Genomic DNA, 16740 nt, shown 5'->3' with positions numbered 1-16740 from the left:
CATGATGCCATTGGCACTGAGCCCACTTCTGGCGCCCGGTCGGACGGACGGCAGGGCGCGCAACCGTCAGTCGAACACGATTTCGGCGCGCCGATCGTGCGCCTGCGCCATCCAGCTCGCGAGCGCCGCGTCGGTGGGGAAAAACAGCGCCCGGTCGTCGAGCTGCAGCTCACATTGTGCTCCGGCGCGTTGCAATGCCAGCCGCACCGGCAGGCCACGCACCAGCTCACCCTGATCGGTGGCCTCGCGCTTGGGCGGGAACGCCTTCACCAGCTCGGCCACCGCCGGTGCATGGCCGTTGACCGCCACGCGCAGGTATTTGCCAAAACGGCAGCGCGCCGCGGCCAGGTCCCAGATCTGCTGGATCTTCAGCCGCAGGCCACCCGAAAAACGGTCGGGCTGGGCTATGGCCTGCACGACGATGAGTTCGTCGTCTTTCAGCAGGTTGCGGTGCAGGTTGATCAGGTTTTCGTCGGCGCTGACTTCGAGCACCGCGGTCTTGTCGTCGATCTTGAACAGCGCGAGCTTGCCGCGCTGGCCGTTGATGATGCGGAAGTCGGTCACGATGCCGGCCAGGATCACCGGGTCGCGGCTCTCTTTCACATCGCCCAGCTCGGTGCGGGCAAAGCGGCGCACCTCGCGTTGCACCTCGTCGAACAGATGACCGGAGAAGTAGAAACCGAGGGCGGTCTTCTCCAGCGTGAGCTGTTCTTTCACGCCCCAGGGCGTGGTGGGCACCAGGTCGGGCTCCTGCGTGCTGGAGCCGTGGTCGTCCTCGCCCATCATGTCGAACAGGCCGCCCTGGTTGGCGTTGGCCACGCTGGCGGCAGCGAAGTCGAATGCCCGCTCCACCGAGGCCAGCACCTCGGCGCGGTTCAGGTGCAGCGAGTCGAAGGCACCGGCCTTGATCAGGGCCTCCACCGTGCGCTTGTTCAAGCGCTGGCGGTCCACCCGGCGGCAGAAATCAAACAGGCTCTTGAACGGGCCGGCCTCTGCGCCGTTGGGGCCTTCGCCGCGGCCTTCACGCGCGGCCACGATGGCGTCGATGGCCTGCTGGCCCGTGCCCTTGATGGCACCCAGGCCGTAGCGGATGGACTTGTCGGTGATGGGCTCAAAACGGTGGAAGCCGCGGTTCACGTCGGGCGCCTCAAAGGCGATGCCCATCTTCTTCGCGTCTTCCCACAACACCCGGAGCTTGTCGGTGTCGTCCATTTCCACCGTCATGTTGGCGCAGAAAAACTCGGCGGTGTAGTGCACCTTGAGCCAGCCGGTGTGGTACGCCAGCAGCGAGTACGCAGCGGCGTGCGACTTGTTGAAGCCGTAGCCCGCGAATTTCTCCATCAGGTCAAAAACCTCGTCGGCCTTTTCCTGGGAAATGTCGTTTTTGGCCGCACCGGCGCGGAAGATCGCGCGGTGTTCGGCCATCTCTTCGGCCTTTTTCTTGCCCATCGCGCGGCGCAGCATGTCGGCGCCGCCGAGCGAATAACCGCCCAGGATCTGCGCGGTCTGCATCACCTGCTCCTGGTAGACCATGATGCCGTAGGTCTCGCTCAGCATCTCGGCCACCAGCGGGTGCGGGTACTCGATCACCTCGCGCCCGTGCTTGCGCGCCACGAAGCTGGGGATCAGGTCCATGGGTCCCGGGCGGTACAGCGCGTTGAGCGCGATCAGGTCTTCGAGGCGGCTGGGTTTGGCGTCTTTCAGCATGCCCTGCATGCCGCGGCTTTCAAACTGGAACACGGCCTCGGTCTGACCGCGCGAGAACAGCGCATAGACGCGCTGGTCGTCCAGCGGAATGTCTTCGAAGCGGAAGTTTTCCTGGCCCTTGTGGCGCTTCATGATGAACTCGCGCGCGATCTCCAGGATGGTCAGCGTGGCCAGACCCAAGAAGTCGAACTTCACCAGGCCGATGGCCTCCACGTCGTCCTTGTCGTACTGGCTCACCGCCGAGTCGCTGCCGGGCTGCATGTAGAGCGGGCAGAAGTCGGTCAGCTTGCCCGGCGCGATCAGCACGCCGCCGGCGTGCATGCCGATGTTGCGCGTCATGCCTTCGAGCTTCTGCGCCAGCTCGATCAGGGTCTTGACGTCGTCCTCTTTCTGGATGCGCTCGGCGAGCGCCGGCTCCATCTCGATCGCGTAGTTGTTCTTGTCGCCCTCCGGCTTCGGATTCGGCGGGTACTGCAGCGTGACCGACATGCCCGGCTTGTTCGGGATCAGCTTGGAAATGCCGTCGCAGAAGCCGTAGGAAAAGTCGAGCACCCGGCCCACGTCGCGGATGGCCGCGCGCGCGGCCATGGTGCCGAAGGTCGCGATCTGGCTCACGGCGTCCTTGCCGTAGCGCTCCTTCACGTAGTCGATCACGCGGTCGCGGTTGGACTGGCAGAAGTCGATGTCGAAGTCGGGCATCGAGACGCGTTCCGGGTTCAGGAAGCGTTCGAACAGCAGGTTGTACTGCAGCGGGTCCAGGTCGGTGATCAGCAGCGCGTAGGCCACCAGCGAACCGGCACCGGAGCCGCGGCCCGGGCCCACCGGGCAGCCGTTTTCCTTCGCCCACTTGATGAAGTCCGACACGATCAGGAAGTAGCCCGGGAAACCCATCTTCAGGATGGTGTTGAGCTCGAACTCCAGGCGCTCCACGTAGCGCGCGCGCACGGCTTCACGTTTGGCCTCGTCGGGAAAGAGGTGCTTCAGCCGCCCCTCCAGCCCCTCGTACGAGACGTGGCGGAAGTAGTCTTCCACGGACATGATCACGCCGTTCACCGGCGGGATCGGGAAGTTGGGCAGCTGCGGTTTGCCCAGCACCAGCGTGAGGCTGCAGCGTTTGGCGATCTCCAGCGTGTTGGCCACGGCGCTGGGGATGTCGGCGAACAGCGCCTCCATCTGCGCCGCGCTCTTGAAATACTGCTCGCGCGTGAAGCGGCGCACGCGCCGGTTGTTGCCCAGGATCTCGCCGTCGGAAATGCAGACGCGCGCTTCGTGCGCCTCGTAGTCGTCGGGCTCCAGGAACTGCACCGGGTGCGTGGCCACCACCGGCAGGTGCAGCCGGGCCGCCAGCTGCACGGCGGCCGTCACATGGCGTTCGTCGTCCACGCGGCCGGCGCGCTGCAGCTCGATGTAGAAGCGGTGGGTGAACAGGCCGGCGAGCTTCAGCGCCACGTCGGCGGCGCGGTTCGCATCGCCCTGGATCAGCGCCTGCCCGACCGGTCCGGCCTGCGCACCCGAGAGCATCAGCAGACCGCCGTTGAGTTCTTCCAGCCATTCGCGCTGCACCAGCGCACCGCCCCGGCCGTCGCTGCGCGTCCAGGCGCGCGCCAGCAGCTCGCTCAGGTTCAGGTAGCCCTGCTTGTCCTGCACCAGCAAAATCACGCGCGGCGCGGCCGGCTGGTGGCTGCCGGGCATGGCGTTCGGGGTTTCTTCGGTGAAGCCCTGCAGCATCACTTCGGCACCCAGCAGTGGCTTCACGCCCTGACCGCGGGCAGCCTTGTAGAACTTGACCGCGCCAAACAGGTTGCTCAGGTCGGTGATCGCCAGCGCGGGCTGGCCATCGGCGGCCGCGGCAGCGACCACGTCGTCGATGCGGTTGGTACCGTCAACGACGGAGAACTCGGTGTGCAGGCGAAGGTGGATGAACATCGGTCTAACTTGTCTCGGGGTGGGTCTGCGGGCGAAGCTCAAAGCCCTTCAAGGCGCTTTGTCCGAACGCTGGGCCTTCCAGGCGCGCACGGCGTCTGCCATGGTCGCTCGCGTCTCCTCGGGCAAGGCGTGGCGGCGCCAGAGGTATTCGCCCACGAACATCAGCGCGATCAACGGTCCTCCCAGCAGGTTGGCAAAGAGGGACCAGGCCGCCACCGGTGCGAACAGGAACAGCAGCGTGGAAATCAGCGCCATGCCGGCAAAGAAAACGCACCAGGCCAGGGTGACCTGGCGGGTGTAGGCGGCCTGTGCGGGCGAGAGCACGCCGCCGTGCACGCTGCGGGCCATGCGCGTCACCAGCGACTCTTCGGGCCCGAACAGGCTGCGGCCAAAAAATGCCGACAACAGGATGTAAACCCCCAGGTGCTCCAGGTAATAAAGGAGCGCCACCTGGCCCCTGAGAAAGGGCCAGAGCCACACCAGACCGGCCGCCACCGCCATGCCGATCAGTGCGCCCAGCCAGCGGGCGGGCAAACGCCAGAGCAGCAGCGCCAGGGCAGTGCTCATCGGGGTCAATGCCAGTGCGGCCCCCCAGCCCGAGGACTCGTTGCCCGCGCTCGTGACGTGGGCGATCAGGGCCCAGGCCACCGCCAGCACGGCAATACCCAAGCCGCGCAAGACAGGCCAGAGCATCGCTTTCGGGGCAGCCACCACCGGGCGCTCCGGCGCCAGCCCCGCGCCGATCGGTTCGGGCAGCAGGGCGTCGGCGGTTTCGGGCAACTGGGGCGGCATCAAGGGGGGTGTTTCGTCTGGGAGAAGGTGCGGCCCGACGCGAGGGCGAGGACGCCTGGGGAGGGTGCCGGGCACGCCCGCTGGGTCGAGGCGCGCCGGTGAAGCAGTTGGCACCATTTTAACGAGTCCCCTGTCGGGCACGGTCTTTCAGGCCCTCCCTACAATCCCGGTGCGCCATATTGCCGATCTTCGCCCTGACGAGCCCCGCCGTGACGTCCCGCCTGTGCCCCGTTCGTGTCAGCGCCTACACCGCCGTATCCGCCCTGGGGGCGGGCAAACCGGCCCACCTTGACGCCGTGATCCACGGCCGCAGCGGTCTGAGCCCACTGGGGCGCCACGACTTTGGCGTTGCCCCGCTGGCCCAGACGCTGGACACCTGGGTTGGCCAGGTGCAGGGTCTCGAAGTCCCCCTGCCCGACCCCTGGCGACACTGGGACTGCCGCAACAACCGCCTGGCCTGGCGGGGACTGCAAAGCGATGGCTTCATGAACACCGTGCGGCGCGCCACCGAGCGGCACGGTGCGCACCGCGTGGGGCTGGTGCTGGGGTCGTCCACCGCCAGCATCGGCGCTACCGAAGACGCCTACCAGCAGCTCGCCCAGTGCGGCGAATTTCCCCCTCAGCCCGACAACCCCGCGTTGCACACCTTGCATTCGCTCACCGGCTTTGTCCAGGAAGCGCTGGGCCTGCGCGGCCCGGCCCAGACCATTTCCACCGCCTGCTCGTCCAGTGCCAAGGCCTTTGCCTCGGCCGAGCGGCTCATGCGCCTCGGGCTCGCCGATGCGGTGGTCGTGGGCGGGGTGGACAGCCTGTGCGGCAGCGTCGTTTTCGGCTTTCACGCGATGCAGCTGGTGTCGACCGAGCCCTGCCGCCCCTTCGACACGCGGCGCCGCGGCATCAACATCGGCGAGACCGCCGCCTTCGCCCTGCTCGAACGCGCGCCGGGCGGTCTGCAGCTGCTGGGCTGCGGCGAGTCCAGCGATGCGCACCACCTGTCGGCGCCCGATCCGGGGGGTCAGGGCACACAGGCCGCGCTCGACATGGCGCTGTCCAGGGCCGGACTGCCGGCCAGCGCCATCGGCTACATCCACCTGCACGGGACCGCCACCCCCCAGAACGATGACGTGGAAGCCCGACTCATCGCGCGCCGCTTCGCGCCCGGCACACCGGCCAGCGCCACCAAAGGCATGACAGGCCACACCCTGGGCGCCGCCGGGGCACTGGGGGCGGTGTTCGGCCTGCTGGCGCTCGAACACGGCGTCCTGCCGGGCACAGCGAATACCACGTCGGTGGAGCCGGGCATGCGGGCCTACCTGCGCGTCGAGCCGACACGGGCCAGGGTGCGCCATGTGGTGAGCAACAGCTTCGCGTTCGGCGGCAGCAACTGCGTGCTGGTGTTCGGACACGGCGCGGGAGACAGCCACCCATGAACACGTTCACCACCCACGTCGAAGGCATAGCGCTCTGGGCCCCGGGCCTGCCGGGCTGGGCCACCGCACGCGCCGCCTTTCGCGGCGAAGCTCCCCTGCAGCAGCCACCGGCGACGGTGCCGCCCCCGCTGATGCTGCCCCCGGCCGAACGCCGCCGGGCCCCGGTGACGGTAGCGCTGGCGCTGGCGGCCAGTGAAGAAGCCATCCGCGCATCGGGTCAGGAACCCGGCGGTTTGCGCGCCGTGTTCTGCTCGGCCCACGGCGACCTGCCCATCATCGACCACCTCTGCAGCACGCTGGTGCACACGCCTCTGCTGATATCGCCGACCCGGTTCCTGCATTCCATCCACAATGCGCCCGTGGGCCTGTGGAGCATGCTCAACAACAACGTCCACGCCAACACCGCCGTCAATGGCGCCGGTCACAGTTTTGCCAGTGGCCTGCTGGAGGCCCTGGTGCTGTGCGAGGCCGAACGCTGCCCGGTGCTGCTCACGGGCTACGACACCGCCGCGGTGGGCGCACTGAAACACACCACCCGCAGCGAGGGCGCTCTGGCGGTGGCGCTGGTCCTGAATCCGGAAAGCACCCGCCACACACAGGCCACCTGGCGCTGGCGGCTGGCAACGGGTCGCATCGCCGAGCCGGACCTGCGCAGCGACGCGGCGCGCGCGCTGGGCGGCAACGGCATGTCCAGCGCGCTGCCGGTGTTCGAGTCGCTGGCGCGGGAAGAACGGGCATCGCTGGCGCTGCCGCTCTCGCTCCATCAAACCCTGTGCATCGATGTCGCCGCGCCAGATGACGATGCCCCGGCGCAGCGACATCCGGCCACCGCCGATGCCCTGGGCGGCCGATGAAACAAGCCGTTCCGAACCGCGTTTGAGGCGATACTCCACCATGGTCAACACCCCTCCCCTTCACGACGTCGTCATCCTCGGTGGCGGCCTGGCCGGGCTCACGCTGGCCATGCAACTGAAACGGCGCGATCCGGACATCGACATCCTGGTGCTGGAGCGGCGCGCTCACCCGGTCCCCGAGGCCATCCACAAGATCGGTGAGTCGTCCGTCGAAATCGGCGCGCACTACTTCGACAAGGTGCTCGGCCTCGGCGAACACCTCAGGGACAAGCAACTGCGCAAGTTTGGCTTCCGCTTCTTCTTCTCCGAAGGTCGGCGCGACATTGACCAGGTCACCGAAATCGGCGCCAGCCGCCACCTGTCGGTGCCCAGCTACCAGATTGACCGCGGCATTTTCGAGAACTTCCTCGCGATCGAAGCCCAGAACCGGGGCATCCGCTTTGTCGAGACCGCCATGGTGCGGCAGGTCGAACTGACCGACGGGGAACCGGGTTCCCATGCGACGCACCAGGTGGTTTACGAACACCAGGGCGCATCCCACACCGTCAACGCGCGCTGGGTGGTGGACGCCTGTGGCCGCGCCGGCCTGCTCAAGCGCAAACTGAACCTGGCCGAGCTCAACGACCACCCGGCCCATGCGGTCTGGTTCCGCATCAAGGACCGCATCCACATCGACGGCTGGAGCGACAACACCGCCTGGCGCGAGCGCTGCGACCCGCAGGCACGCTGGCTCTCCACCAACCACCTGGTGGGCGCCGGCTACTGGGTCTGGCTCATCCCGCTGTCGTCCGGCTCCCACTCGGTTGGCATCGTGGCCGATCCGGCGATCCACCCGCTGGACCGCATGGACAGCTTCGACAAGGCCATGACCTGGCTGGAGCAGTACCAGCCGCTGCTGTTCGACGAACTGGACCCCAAGCGGCACCTGCTGCAGGACTTCGCCTTCTTCAAGCGCTTCTCCTATGGGTGCAAACAGGTGTTTTCGGCCGACCGCTGGGCGCTCACCGGCGAGGCCGGCCTGTTCCTGGACCCCTTCTATTCACCGGGCAGCGACTTCATCGCCATCAGCAACACCTACATCACCGAGCTGATCGCCATGGACCGGCGCGGCGAGCGGCTGGGCGCACGCACGCAGATCTTCGACCAGCTGTTCCATTCCTTCTATGACAGCACCATGGTGCTGTACCAGGACCAGTACCCGCTGTTTGGCGATCCGGAAGTGCTGCCGGTCAAGGTGATCTGGGACTACACCTACTACTGGGGCGTGCTGGCCCAGTTCTTCTTCCACCAGCGCCTGACCGATCTCTCGTCGCTCGCGGCTTTGCGCAGCGAACTGGCCGAGTGCCAGCAAATCAACGTGCTGGTGCAGGCCTTCCTGCGCCGGTGGTCGCTGGTGAGCCAGAAGCGCAACCCGGCGGTGATGCTGGACCAGGCCGGGATACCCTGGTTCGCGGAACTCAACCGCAGCCTGAACGACGATCTGGACACCGAAGCATTCCTGGTGCGCATCCGCGAATCCCATGCGCGCCTGAAACAGCTGGCTGGCGAGATCCTGCTGCGGGCCCTGGCCGATCATCCGGACCTCAACGCCGACGAACTGGCCGCGTTGCTGCCGGCGACCGCTGATGCGCCGTCGCGCTCGAACGGCGCCCGCATGCTGCCCGAAACGGTTCTCTGAAGACCCGGACCGCCCACCGCCCTACCGGTGGCACGGCCTCATGGCGCTGCATCCGCCGCCAGCTTTCCATCCGGTCGGAGAGACTATCATTCGGGGCTTCCAGCCGCCCATCGGCATTCCAGAGTCCCATCCCATGAATCCAAAGGCCCAGGGGGAACCAGGCCCAACCTGCGACGTGCTCGTGATCGGCGGCGGCCCGGCCGGCTCGACCGTGGCCAGCCTGCTGGCCGAGAAGGGGCACCACGTGGTGGTGCTCGAAAAAGCCCACCACCCCCGCTTCCACATCGGCGAATCCCTGCTGCCGGCCAACCTGCCGCTGTTCGAAAAGATGGGCATCGCCGATCAGATCAAGGCGATCGGCATGCACAAGCCCGGCGCCGAGTTCGTGTCGCCCGATCACGATTGCACACAGACGTTTCATTTTGCCGATGCCTGGGACAAGTCCATGCCCAGCGCCTACCAGGTCCGGCGCGCCGACTTCGATCACATCCTGTTCCGCCACGCCTCCGGCAAGGGTGCCGTGACGCACGAAGGCGTCAAGGTCACGAAGGTGGATTTTCTGGCCCAGGGCGGTGCCGACGTCAGCGCCCGCTGCGACGACGGTCACGAGATGCAATGGCGCGCGCGCTTCGTGATCGACGCCTCGGGGCGCGACACCTTTCTCGCCAACCGTTTCAAGATCAAGCAGCGCAACCCGCGCCACAACAGCTCGGCCGTGTACGCGCACTTTGACGGCGCACAACGGCGCGAAGGCGCCGACGAGGGCAACATCACCATCTTCTGGTTTGCCCACGGCTGGTTCTGGTTCATTCCCCTCACCAACGGCACCACCAGCATCGGCATGGTGACCTGGCCGTACCACATGAAGACGCGCGGGCAGCGCAGCCTGCAGCAGTTCATGATGGACAACATCGCCACCTGTGCGCCGCTCGTCGAGCGCCTCAAGGACGCCCGCCAGGTCAGCCCGGCGGAGGCCACCGGCAATTTTTCCTACGTCTCGCAGAGCAACCACGGCGCCAGCTACCTGATGCTGGGCGATGCCTACGCCTTCATCGACCCGGTGTTTTCTTCCGGTGTCTGGCTGGCCATGCACAGCGCCGTGGTGGGCGCCGACACCGTCGACACCTGCCTGCGCGAACCGCGGCGGGCCGCTGCAGCGCTCAAGCGCTTCGACCGCGTCATGCGCCATGGACCGCGCGAGTTTTCCTGGTTCATCTACCGCGTCACCAACCCCATCATGCGCGACTTCCTCATGGGCCCCAGGAACGTGTTGCGGGTCAAGGAAGCGATCCTGTCGGTGCTCGCGGGCGACGTGTTCGGCAAGACGCCGATCTGGCGCTCAATCCTCGTTTTCAAGGCGATGTACTACACCGCCAACATCCTTCAGCCCAAGCGCGCGTTCATGGCCTGGCAGCAGCGCCGCTTCAACATCCGCAAGGTGGACGACCCCGCCATGTACAACGCATGACACCCAAGCACAGCCGTCGTCCGGCACGGCATCCCTTGCAGCGGCTCGCCGCCTGTGCCTTGCTGCTGTGCAGCGCTGGCCAGACCGCACACGCGGCCGAAGAAAAGCCCCTGTGGGAGGCCGGCATCGGCGTGGCCACCGTCAGCTTCCCGGCCTACCGGGGATCGGACCAGCACCACAACTTTCTCCTGCCCTCGCCCTACTTCGTCTACCGTGGCGAGTTCCTGAAGGCCGATCGGGATGGCGTGCGTGCGCAATTGTTCGACTCGGATCGTGTGGAACTGACCTTCTCGGCCGCGCTCTCGCCGCCGGCCTCCAGCGATGACATCCGCGCACGCGCCGGCATGCCGGACCTGAAGGCGAACTTCGAACTCGGGCCGCAACTGAACCTGACCCTCTGGCGCACCGACGATCGCGCCCGCCAGCTCAAACTGCTGCTGCCCCTGCGCGCGGCCTTCACGCTGGAGAAACAGTCCCGGAGCCTGGGCTGGGTGGTGCATCCCAAGCTCAACCTGGACATCAGCGACCTGTCCGGCTTCCCCGGCTGGAACCTGGGACTGCAGCTCGGCCCCCTGTTCGGCGACCGCAAGCAGCACGACTACTTCTACGGCGTCGATACCGCCTACGCCACCAGCGACCGGCCGGCCTACGCCGCGGGTGGCGGCTTTGCGGGCATGCAGGCCATCGTGGGCGTGTCCAAGCGCTACCCGAAACACTGGGTCGGTGCCTTCCTTCGCTACGACAACCTGAGCGGCGCCCGTTTCGTGGACAGTCCCCTGGTGCGCACCCGGAACTACGTCGCCGCCGGTGTGGCGGTGTCCTGGATCCTGGGTGAATCGACGACGCGTGTCCTGGTTGATGAGTGAGCACCAGCCGCCGGGCCGTCCTCTGTGGACGCTGTACGAGCATGTCGCGATGCTCATCGGGCTGGGCAGCCTGGCCGCGCTGTGTCTGGCCTGGCTGCCGTTTGCCATGCTGTTGCACCCGGTGCTGCCGCGAGCGCTCGGTGAACGCCTGGGTCGCCAGGTCATCATGGGGGGGTTCCGCGTCTACCTGCGGCTGCTCGGCGCCTTGTGCGCCTGCCGTTTTGACCTGACCGCGCTGGACACCCTGCGCGACCAGGGGCCGCTGATCATCGCGGCCAACCACCCGTCCCTGCTCGACGCGGTGCTGATCGTCTCGCGGCTGCCCAACGTGGTCTGCGTCATGAAAGCGGCCCTGATGCTGCACCCTTTGTTCGGGTCGGCGGCGCGGCTGGCGCGCTACATCCGCAACGACGGCATGCTGCAGATCGTGCAGCAAAGCCGGGAAACGCTGCAGACCGGCGCGCAGGTGCTGATGTTTCCCGAAGGTACCCGCACCAAGGCTTTTCCGCTGGACCCGCTGACGCCGACGCTGGGGCTGATCACCCGGCGCTCGGGCGCCCCGGTGCAGACCGTGATCCTGGAGTTTTCGACTCCCTACCTCGGCAAGGCCTGGCCCCTGTTCCGCAAGCCAACGCTCCCGCTGCACTGCCGCGCCCGCCTCGGTCGCCGGTTCGACGCCCCCAACGACCACCATGCGTTCACCCTGGAACTGGAAGCCTATTTCCGGCAGGAAATGACCCCGCCCGCCCAAGCCGACCAAGATGCCTGAGACCACACCCCCTCCTTCAACCACCCACCTGGTGTTGATCCCGAGCTACAACCCCGGCCCCGGGGTGCTGGAAACGGTGCGCCAGGCGCGCGCGCAATGGACGCCCGTCTGGGTCGTCGTTGACGGCAGCACCGATGGCACCGGCAGCAGCCTCCAGGCCATGGCCCAGGGCGACCCCGGACTGCGGGTGATCGTGCTGCCGGAAAACCGCGGCAAAGGTTCGGCCGTGCTCGAAGGCATCGACCACGCGGCCCGCGCCGGCTTCTCACACGCGCTCACCATGGACTCCGACGGCCAGCACCCGGCGGACCTGATCCCCACCTTCATGGCCGCTTCGTTGAACGCGCCCCAGGCCATGGTGCTGGGCAAGCCGGTGTTCGGCCCCGAAGCCCCCGCCCTGCGCGTCAACGGCCGCAAAGTGTCCAACGGCTGGGCGAACCTGGAAACGCTGTGGATGGGCATCGGCGACTCGCTCTACGGTTTCCGCGTCTACCCCATTGCTCCTTTGGCCCGGATCATGCGCGCCAATCCCTTCATGCGGCGTTTCGACTTCGACCCCGAAGCGGTGGTGCGGCTGTGCTGGGCCGGCGTGCGGCCGATCAACATCGACGCGCCGGTGCGCTACCTCAGCGCCGAAGAAGGCGGCGTCTCGCATTTCAAATACCTGCGCGACAACGCCCTGCTCACCTGGATGCACACCCGGCTCTTCCTCGGTTTCGTGCTGCGCCTGCCGTTGTTGATCTGGCGCCGTCTGCGTGCCTCCGGAGATTGAACATGACCGAACCCCAGGAACGCACCGCCGCGCTGAAGTCCGACCCGCGCATGAAACACTATTTCGGCAGCGAAGACGAACGCCGCCGCATGACGCAGACCCTGTTTGACGAAGCCGCGCCGGGCTACGACAAGGCCGAAGCCCTGACCGGCCTGGGCAGCGGCGCCTGGTACCGGCGCGAGGTGTTGCAGCGCAACGGCCTGAAGCCCGGCATGGCCCTGCTGGACGTGGCCGCGGGCACCGGCCTGGTGACCGTGGCCGGCGCCGAACTGGTCGGGCCGCAAGGCCGTGTGTGGGCACTCGACCCCTCGCCGGGCATGCTGGCCGAGCTGCGCAAGAAGGTGGATGTGGAAACCATCGTCGCCTACGCCGAGGCCATTCCGCTGCCCGATGCGCAGGTCGATTTTGTGTCCATGGGCTACGCGCTGCGCCACGTCGGCGACCTGAACCTGGCGTTCGCCGAATACCTGCGCGTGCTGCGCCCGGGCGGCCGCGTCTGCATCATGGAAATCAGCCGTCCCCGCAACCGGCTGCTGCGTGGCCTGCTGCACTTCCATATCGGCGTGGTCGTGCCGGTGCTCGCACGCCTCACGCGCCGCCACGCAGACGTCCAGCGCCTGTGGGCCTACTACGGCGACACCATCGAATCGGCGCTCGAACCCGAGCTCATCCTCGATGCGCTCAAACGCGCCGGTTTTACCGATGTGGACTGCTCGGTCTCCCTGGGCATTTTCCGCGAATACACCGGGCGCCGACCGTGAACACCACCGAGGTCTTCCTGATCGCGATGCTGATCATCTTCAGCATCCCCTGGCTGGTCTGGCGGGTCTTCAAGACCGACTATTTCGCGCCGCTGGTGGTGGTGCAGATCGTCATGGGCATCGTGCTCGGCCCGGGCGTGCTGGGCCACTGGTTTCCGGCCTACTACGAATTCGTCTTCACGCCCACCGTGGTGCATTCGCTCAACGGCATCGCCTGGTGGTCGGTGATGCTGTTCGTGATGATCGCGGGCGTCGAGCTCGACCTCGGCAAGGCCTGGCAACACCGGCGCGAAAGTGGCATCACCGCCGGCCTGGCGCTGGGGGCCCCGCTGCTGCTGGGCTGTGGCGCGGCCGCCGTGCTGCTGGGTTTTGACGGCTGGATGGGCCCGAAGGCACAAACCTGGCAGTTCGTGGTCGGTATCGGCATGGCCTGCGCCGTCACCGCCCTGCCGATCCTGATCCTGCTGATGGAGAAGCTCGACATCCTGCGCCAGCCGCTGGGCCAGCGCATCCTGCGCTACGCCAGCCTGGACGACATCGCGATCTGGGGCGTGCTGGCGCTGATCCTGATGGACTGGAGCCGCATCGGCAAACAGCTCGCCTTCCTGATCGCCTTCGTGGTGCTGGGCCTGGCGTTTCGCCGCCTCATGGCCTGGCTGGACGAGCGGGACCGCTGGTACGTGGCACCGATCTGGCTGGCCCTGTGCGGCCTCGGTGCGGACTGGGCGGGCCTGCATTTCATGGTCGGCGCGTTCCTGGCCGGTGCCATCATGGACGGCCACTGGTTCAACCAGGAAAAGCTCGACCTGCTGCGCCACCACGTGCTGCTGGTGATGATGCCGGTGTTTTTCCTCTCCACCGGCCTGCGCACCAACTGGGCCGTGGGCGGCACCGAGGTGTTCGCCGCCGCCGCGCTGCTGCTCGTGGCCTCGGTGACCGGCAAGCTGATCGGCGTGCGCATCGCTGCACGGGTGCTGCACTGGGCACCGGGTGAAGCATCGATCATCGGCTGGCTGCTGCAGACCAAGGCCCTGATCATGATCATCTTCGCCAACATCCTGCTGGACAAACAGGTGATCACCAGCGAGGCCTTCACCGCCCTGCTGCTGATGGCGGTGGCCAGCACCATGCTGACGGTGCCGATGGTGGAGCCACAGATGCGCCGCTCGCGTGCGCTGGCGGGTTCAGCCGCTCGAAACAGCTGAAGCCGCGCGGATCAGGCGCCGCTGCAGCCGACGCGCTCGACCTTGATCGAGCCCATGACGGAGACGCCTTTGGCGGCGTTTTCGCCGCTCATGACGGTGGTGCCGCTGCTGGCCGAGGCCAGGCGGGCGCCGCAATGCAGCTTGATGTCCATGCCGCCCATGACGTTGACGGCCGCGCGCAGGCAGTACCAGCCGTTGGGGTTGAGCAGCTCGATCTCGGAGCCGCCCATGACGTTCACGCCCGGGTTCACCATGATCAGGCTCGGGCCCGGCGTGACCTCGCGGTCCGCCGTTCCCTGGCCGATGCCGAACACCTTGACCGACGTGGCCAGCGTCCTGTAGGCGGGGTTGGGGCCGAAAGGGTGTTCGCCCCAGGCCTTCAGGCAGGCCTGCAGCGCACCGCTTTCGCTGTCCTGGGCCTGCGCCAGTCCGGTGGCGCCACCCAGGATCAGACCGGCGATCAGGACGTTGCGGGTGAATCGGTTGCGGAGGTGTGTCATGGGATTGAGGCTCCTTGGAATGCGGTCTCGGCCGATGCGATCAGATCATCGCGCCGTTGATGGAAATCACCTGCCCGGAAATGTAGGACGCGCGGTCCGAGGCCAGGAAGGCCACCAGGTCGGCCACTTCTTCCGGGCAGCCCACGCGCTGCATCGGCACCAGACGTTTGACCATGTCGGCGTCGAACGTGCCTTCGATCATGCTGGTGGCGATGAGCCCCGGCGCGACCGCATTCACCGTCACGCCCCGGCTCGCCAGTTCCAGCGCCAGCGACTTGCTCGCGGCGTGCAGCGCGCCCTTGGCGGCCGAGTAGTTCACCTGCCCGCGGTTGCCCGCCACGGCGGCGACCGACGAGATGCTGACGATGCGGCCCCAGCGCGTGCGCATCATGGGCATGGTCAGCGGCTGGGTCACGTTGAAGAAGCCGTTGAGTGACACGTCGAGCACGCGGTCCCACTGCTCGCCGCTCATGCCGGGGAACACCGCGTCGTCGTGGATGCCCGCGTTGTTCACCAGGATCTGGATCGCACCGGCCTCGGTCAGCGCTTCCAGCGCGGCGGCTGTCGCCGCACGGTCGGTGATGTCGAAAGCCACGGCTTCGGCGCTGCCGCCATCGGCCACGATCTGCGCCGCGATGGCCTGCGCCTTCTCCAGACCCCGGTTGGCGTGCACGATGACATGGTGGCCGTCGGCGGCCAGGCGCTGACAGATGGCGGCGCCGATGCCGCCGCTGCCGCCGGTCACGAGGGCGCGCCTGCTTTTCGGTGAAGAGGTCATAGGGTCTGTGCGTCGAGCACCACCGAAGCCCGGCCTTCGATCAGGCAGCGTTCTCCGTGGTGGAGGTGGAACTGGTAGAGGATGAGCCGCGCATCGCCCGAGAGGCGCTCGGCGGTGATCCGCAATGGCCCGGACTGGTGATCCAGCCGGTCCACGTGCAGGCTGAGGCCGCGCACGCTGGTGAGGTAGCCCTGCGTGGGCGCAGCGGCCGACTGCGCGAGCAAGGCGCCGTGCACGGCCATGGCCTGCGCGGCGTACTCCACGCCGGTCGCCGCGCCCAGGCGGTCGGCCGCACGCAGGGGATTCAGGGGGTCGGTGTGACTCAGCGTGTCACAGACGATGCGCTGCTCGCTCCATTCGAGCACGTTCTCCAGCAGGCACATGCTGCCCTGGTGGGGAATGTGCGCGGCGATCCAGTCGCGGTTCAGCACGGTTGCAGATCCACCTGAAGCTGCATGGGTGCGAGGTAGTCGAGCACCACCGGGCCGGCCGCGCCGCGCGCCAGGCGCCGCAGCAGGGGCAAGGCGCGCAGGGCCGGGATGTTCTGGCGCAGCCCTTCGAGAGCCGCGTCCTCCAGCACATCGGCGGGCGCCCGGCTGGGTGTGACCGTGATCGACGCCAGCGAAGCCTCGCTGCGCTGGGCGCTGAGCAACAGCGCCACGCCACCGCAGTCGGGCGTGTCACGCTTGGCGTGCAAGGGTTCGGGGTATTCGCTGTCGTAGGCCACCAGCAGCACCGGCTGGCCGTCCAGGGCCACCTGGGCCAGGGCATCCAGCAGGCCGGCGCCGAAGCTGGCGTCGAACGCGCCCAGCACCTGGCAAGGCGCCATGCTGCGCGTGGCGATGCCCCAGTAGCCGGCGGCGGCGTTGTGCACCGAGTTGTGAAAGCGCGTGGGTGAAATCTGGCGATCCTCGCCCGCGAGCTGCTCGCACAGCGAATGGCAGTTGTGGCCGTCGGCGCCCGAGGCGGCGAACACGGTGGCCAGCGTGGACGCGTCGGCGCCCGCGTGGGTCACGGCCTCCTGCCCCACGCCCAGGCTGAGCCGGATGACGCGGCTGGCGCGGCGACGCTCGGCCGGGGGCAGCAACAAGGGCACGGGCAACACGCTGGGTGCCGCCACATAGGCCGCTTTACCGCGCAACACCGCCGCAGCGGTGGCCCAGTCGGGCAGACCGGGTGCGATGAGGCCGATGCCGTTGATCCACGCTTGCAGAGGTGCTGCGTTCATGCGATC

15 protein-coding genes are annotated in these 16740 nt (G+C 67.4%); 9 read left to right on the top strand and 6 right to left on the bottom strand.

The annotated features are described in order from the left end of the window. Positions 1–66: 66 nt before the first annotated feature. Positions 67–3633: a DNA polymerase III subunit alpha gene (dnaE, locus tag AC0GNO_RS12540; protein ID WP_472904147.1), complete on the bottom strand. Its 3567-nt coding sequence runs from the start codon at positions 3631–3633 to the stop codon at positions 67–69. A gap of 48 nt (positions 3634–3681) precedes the next feature. After that, positions 3682–4425: a COG4648 family protein gene (locus AC0GNO_RS12535; protein WP_472904146.1), complete on the bottom strand. Its 744-nt coding sequence runs from the start codon at positions 4423–4425 to the stop codon at positions 3682–3684. A gap of 209 nt (positions 4426–4634) precedes the next feature. On the opposite strand from AC0GNO_RS12535, the gene AC0GNO_RS12530 reads away from it, so the two are divergent. The 9 genes from AC0GNO_RS12530 (at position 4635) to AC0GNO_RS12490 (ending at position 14228) form a co-directional block, all read left to right on the top strand. Further along, positions 4635–5855: a beta-ketoacyl-ACP synthase gene (locus AC0GNO_RS12530; RefSeq protein WP_472904145.1), complete on the top strand. Its 1221-nt coding sequence runs from the start codon at positions 4635–4637 to the stop codon at positions 5853–5855. Then, entirely contained in the window at positions 5852–6709 is an 858-nt protein-coding gene (locus tag AC0GNO_RS12525; RefSeq protein ID WP_472904144.1) for a beta-ketoacyl synthase chain length factor, read from the top strand. Before AC0GNO_RS12530 ends, AC0GNO_RS12525 begins: the two co-directional genes overlap by 4 nt. Positions 6710–6749: 40 nt before the next feature. Beyond that, positions 6750–8387 (top strand): NAD(P)/FAD-dependent oxidoreductase, encoded by a 1638-nt coding sequence (locus tag AC0GNO_RS12520; protein WP_472904143.1) that lies wholly within the window; start codon positions 6750–6752, stop codon positions 8385–8387. A 133-nt stretch (positions 8388–8520) separates the two neighbouring features. Then, positions 8521–9855, top strand: coding sequence for an NAD(P)/FAD-dependent oxidoreductase (locus AC0GNO_RS12515; protein ID WP_472904142.1), 1335 nt, complete (start codon positions 8521–8523; stop codon positions 9853–9855). Then, positions 9852–10721 (top strand): MipA/OmpV family protein, encoded by an 870-nt coding sequence (locus AC0GNO_RS12510; protein ID WP_472904141.1) that lies wholly within the window; start codon positions 9852–9854, stop codon positions 10719–10721. The genes AC0GNO_RS12515 and AC0GNO_RS12510 overlap by 4 nt, the downstream gene beginning before the upstream one ends. Then, complete coding sequence (locus tag AC0GNO_RS12505; RefSeq protein WP_472904140.1) at positions 10714–11490, top strand: lysophospholipid acyltransferase family protein; 777 nt, start codon at positions 10714–10716, stop codon at positions 11488–11490. Before AC0GNO_RS12510 ends, AC0GNO_RS12505 begins: the two co-directional genes overlap by 8 nt. Beyond that, positions 11483–12262 carry a glycosyltransferase family 2 protein gene (locus AC0GNO_RS12500; RefSeq protein ID WP_472904139.1) on the top strand — a complete coding sequence of 260 codons (780 nt, stop codon included), beginning with the start codon at positions 11483–11485 and terminating at the stop codon, positions 12260–12262. The genes AC0GNO_RS12505 and AC0GNO_RS12500 overlap by 8 nt, the downstream gene beginning before the upstream one ends. A gap of 2 nt (positions 12263–12264) precedes the next feature. Further along, positions 12265–13023 (top strand): class I SAM-dependent methyltransferase, encoded by a 759-nt coding sequence (locus AC0GNO_RS12495; protein WP_472904138.1) that lies wholly within the window; start codon positions 12265–12267, stop codon positions 13021–13023. Next, positions 13020–14228: a cation:proton antiporter gene (locus AC0GNO_RS12490; RefSeq protein ID WP_472904137.1), complete on the top strand. Its 1209-nt coding sequence runs from the start codon at positions 13020–13022 to the stop codon at positions 14226–14228. The genes AC0GNO_RS12495 and AC0GNO_RS12490 overlap by 4 nt, the downstream gene beginning before the upstream one ends. Positions 14229–14239: 11 nt before the next feature. On the opposite strand, the gene AC0GNO_RS12485 is transcribed toward AC0GNO_RS12490, so the two are convergent. Genes AC0GNO_RS12485 through AC0GNO_RS12470 form a run of 4 tightly spaced genes read right to left on the bottom strand, consistent with a single transcriptional unit; the run spans position 14240 to position 16734 of the window. Beyond that, complete coding sequence (locus AC0GNO_RS12485) at positions 14240–14728, bottom strand: hypothetical protein (RefSeq protein WP_472904136.1); 489 nt, start codon at positions 14726–14728, stop codon at positions 14240–14242. Positions 14729–14768: 40 nt separating this feature from the next. Next, positions 14769–15506, bottom strand: coding sequence for a 3-oxoacyl-ACP reductase FabG (gene fabG / locus AC0GNO_RS12480; RefSeq protein WP_472904135.1), 738 nt, complete (start codon positions 15504–15506; stop codon positions 14769–14771). Further along, entirely contained in the window at positions 15503–15937 is a 435-nt protein-coding gene (locus AC0GNO_RS12475; protein ID WP_472888472.1) for a hotdog family protein, read from the bottom strand. The genes fabG and AC0GNO_RS12475 overlap by 4 nt, the downstream gene beginning before the upstream one ends. Continuing rightward, a complete protein-coding gene (locus AC0GNO_RS12470) occupies positions 15931–16734 on the bottom strand; it encodes a beta-ketoacyl synthase chain length factor (protein ID WP_472904134.1) in 804 nt (267 codons plus the stop codon). The genes AC0GNO_RS12475 and AC0GNO_RS12470 overlap by 7 nt, the downstream gene beginning before the upstream one ends. Positions 16735–16740 lie beyond the last annotated feature (6 nt).

The sequence above is a fragment of the Hydrogenophaga sp. L310 genome (genome assembly GCF_055703065.1).
Note: the sequence above shows the minus strand (reverse complement) of the source record. Positions and strands in the feature narration are given on the sequence as shown.

What these genes read in the sequence shown, in the direction of transcription:
- fabG (WP_472904135.1), bottom strand. Translation starts at nt 15,506, where the DNA reads ATGACCTCTTCACCGAAAAGCAGGCGCGCCCTCGTGACCGGCGGCAGC.
- AC0GNO_RS12510 (WP_472904141.1), top strand. Translation starts at nt 9,852, where the DNA reads ATGACACCCAAGCACAGCCGTCGTCCGGCACGGCATCCCTTGCAGCGG.
- dnaE (WP_472904147.1), bottom strand. Translation starts at nt 3,633, where the DNA reads ATGTTCATCCACCTTCGCCTGCACACCGAGTTCTCCGTCGTTGACGGT.
- AC0GNO_RS12500 (WP_472904139.1), top strand. Translation starts at nt 11,483, where the DNA reads ATGCCTGAGACCACACCCCCTCCTTCAACCACCCACCTGGTGTTGATC.
- AC0GNO_RS12520 (WP_472904143.1), top strand. Translation starts at nt 6,750, where the DNA reads ATGGTCAACACCCCTCCCCTTCACGACGTCGTCATCCTCGGTGGCGGC.
- AC0GNO_RS12525 (WP_472904144.1), top strand. Translation starts at nt 5,852, where the DNA reads ATGAACACGTTCACCACCCACGTCGAAGGCATAGCGCTCTGGGCCCCG.
- AC0GNO_RS12495 (WP_472904138.1), top strand. Translation starts at nt 12,265, where the DNA reads ATGACCGAACCCCAGGAACGCACCGCCGCGCTGAAGTCCGACCCGCGC.
- AC0GNO_RS12535 (WP_472904146.1), bottom strand. Translation starts at nt 4,425, where the DNA reads ATGCCGCCCCAGTTGCCCGAAACCGCCGACGCCCTGCTGCCCGAACCG.
- AC0GNO_RS12470 (WP_472904134.1), bottom strand. Translation starts at nt 16,734, where the DNA reads ATGAACGCAGCACCTCTGCAAGCGTGGATCAACGGCATCGGCCTCATC.
- AC0GNO_RS12505 (WP_472904140.1), top strand. Translation starts at nt 10,714, where the DNA reads ATGAGTGAGCACCAGCCGCCGGGCCGTCCTCTGTGGACGCTGTACGAG.
- AC0GNO_RS12515 (WP_472904142.1), top strand. Translation starts at nt 8,521, where the DNA reads ATGAATCCAAAGGCCCAGGGGGAACCAGGCCCAACCTGCGACGTGCTC.
- AC0GNO_RS12485 (WP_472904136.1), bottom strand. Translation starts at nt 14,728, where the DNA reads ATGACACACCTCCGCAACCGATTCACCCGCAACGTCCTGATCGCCGGT.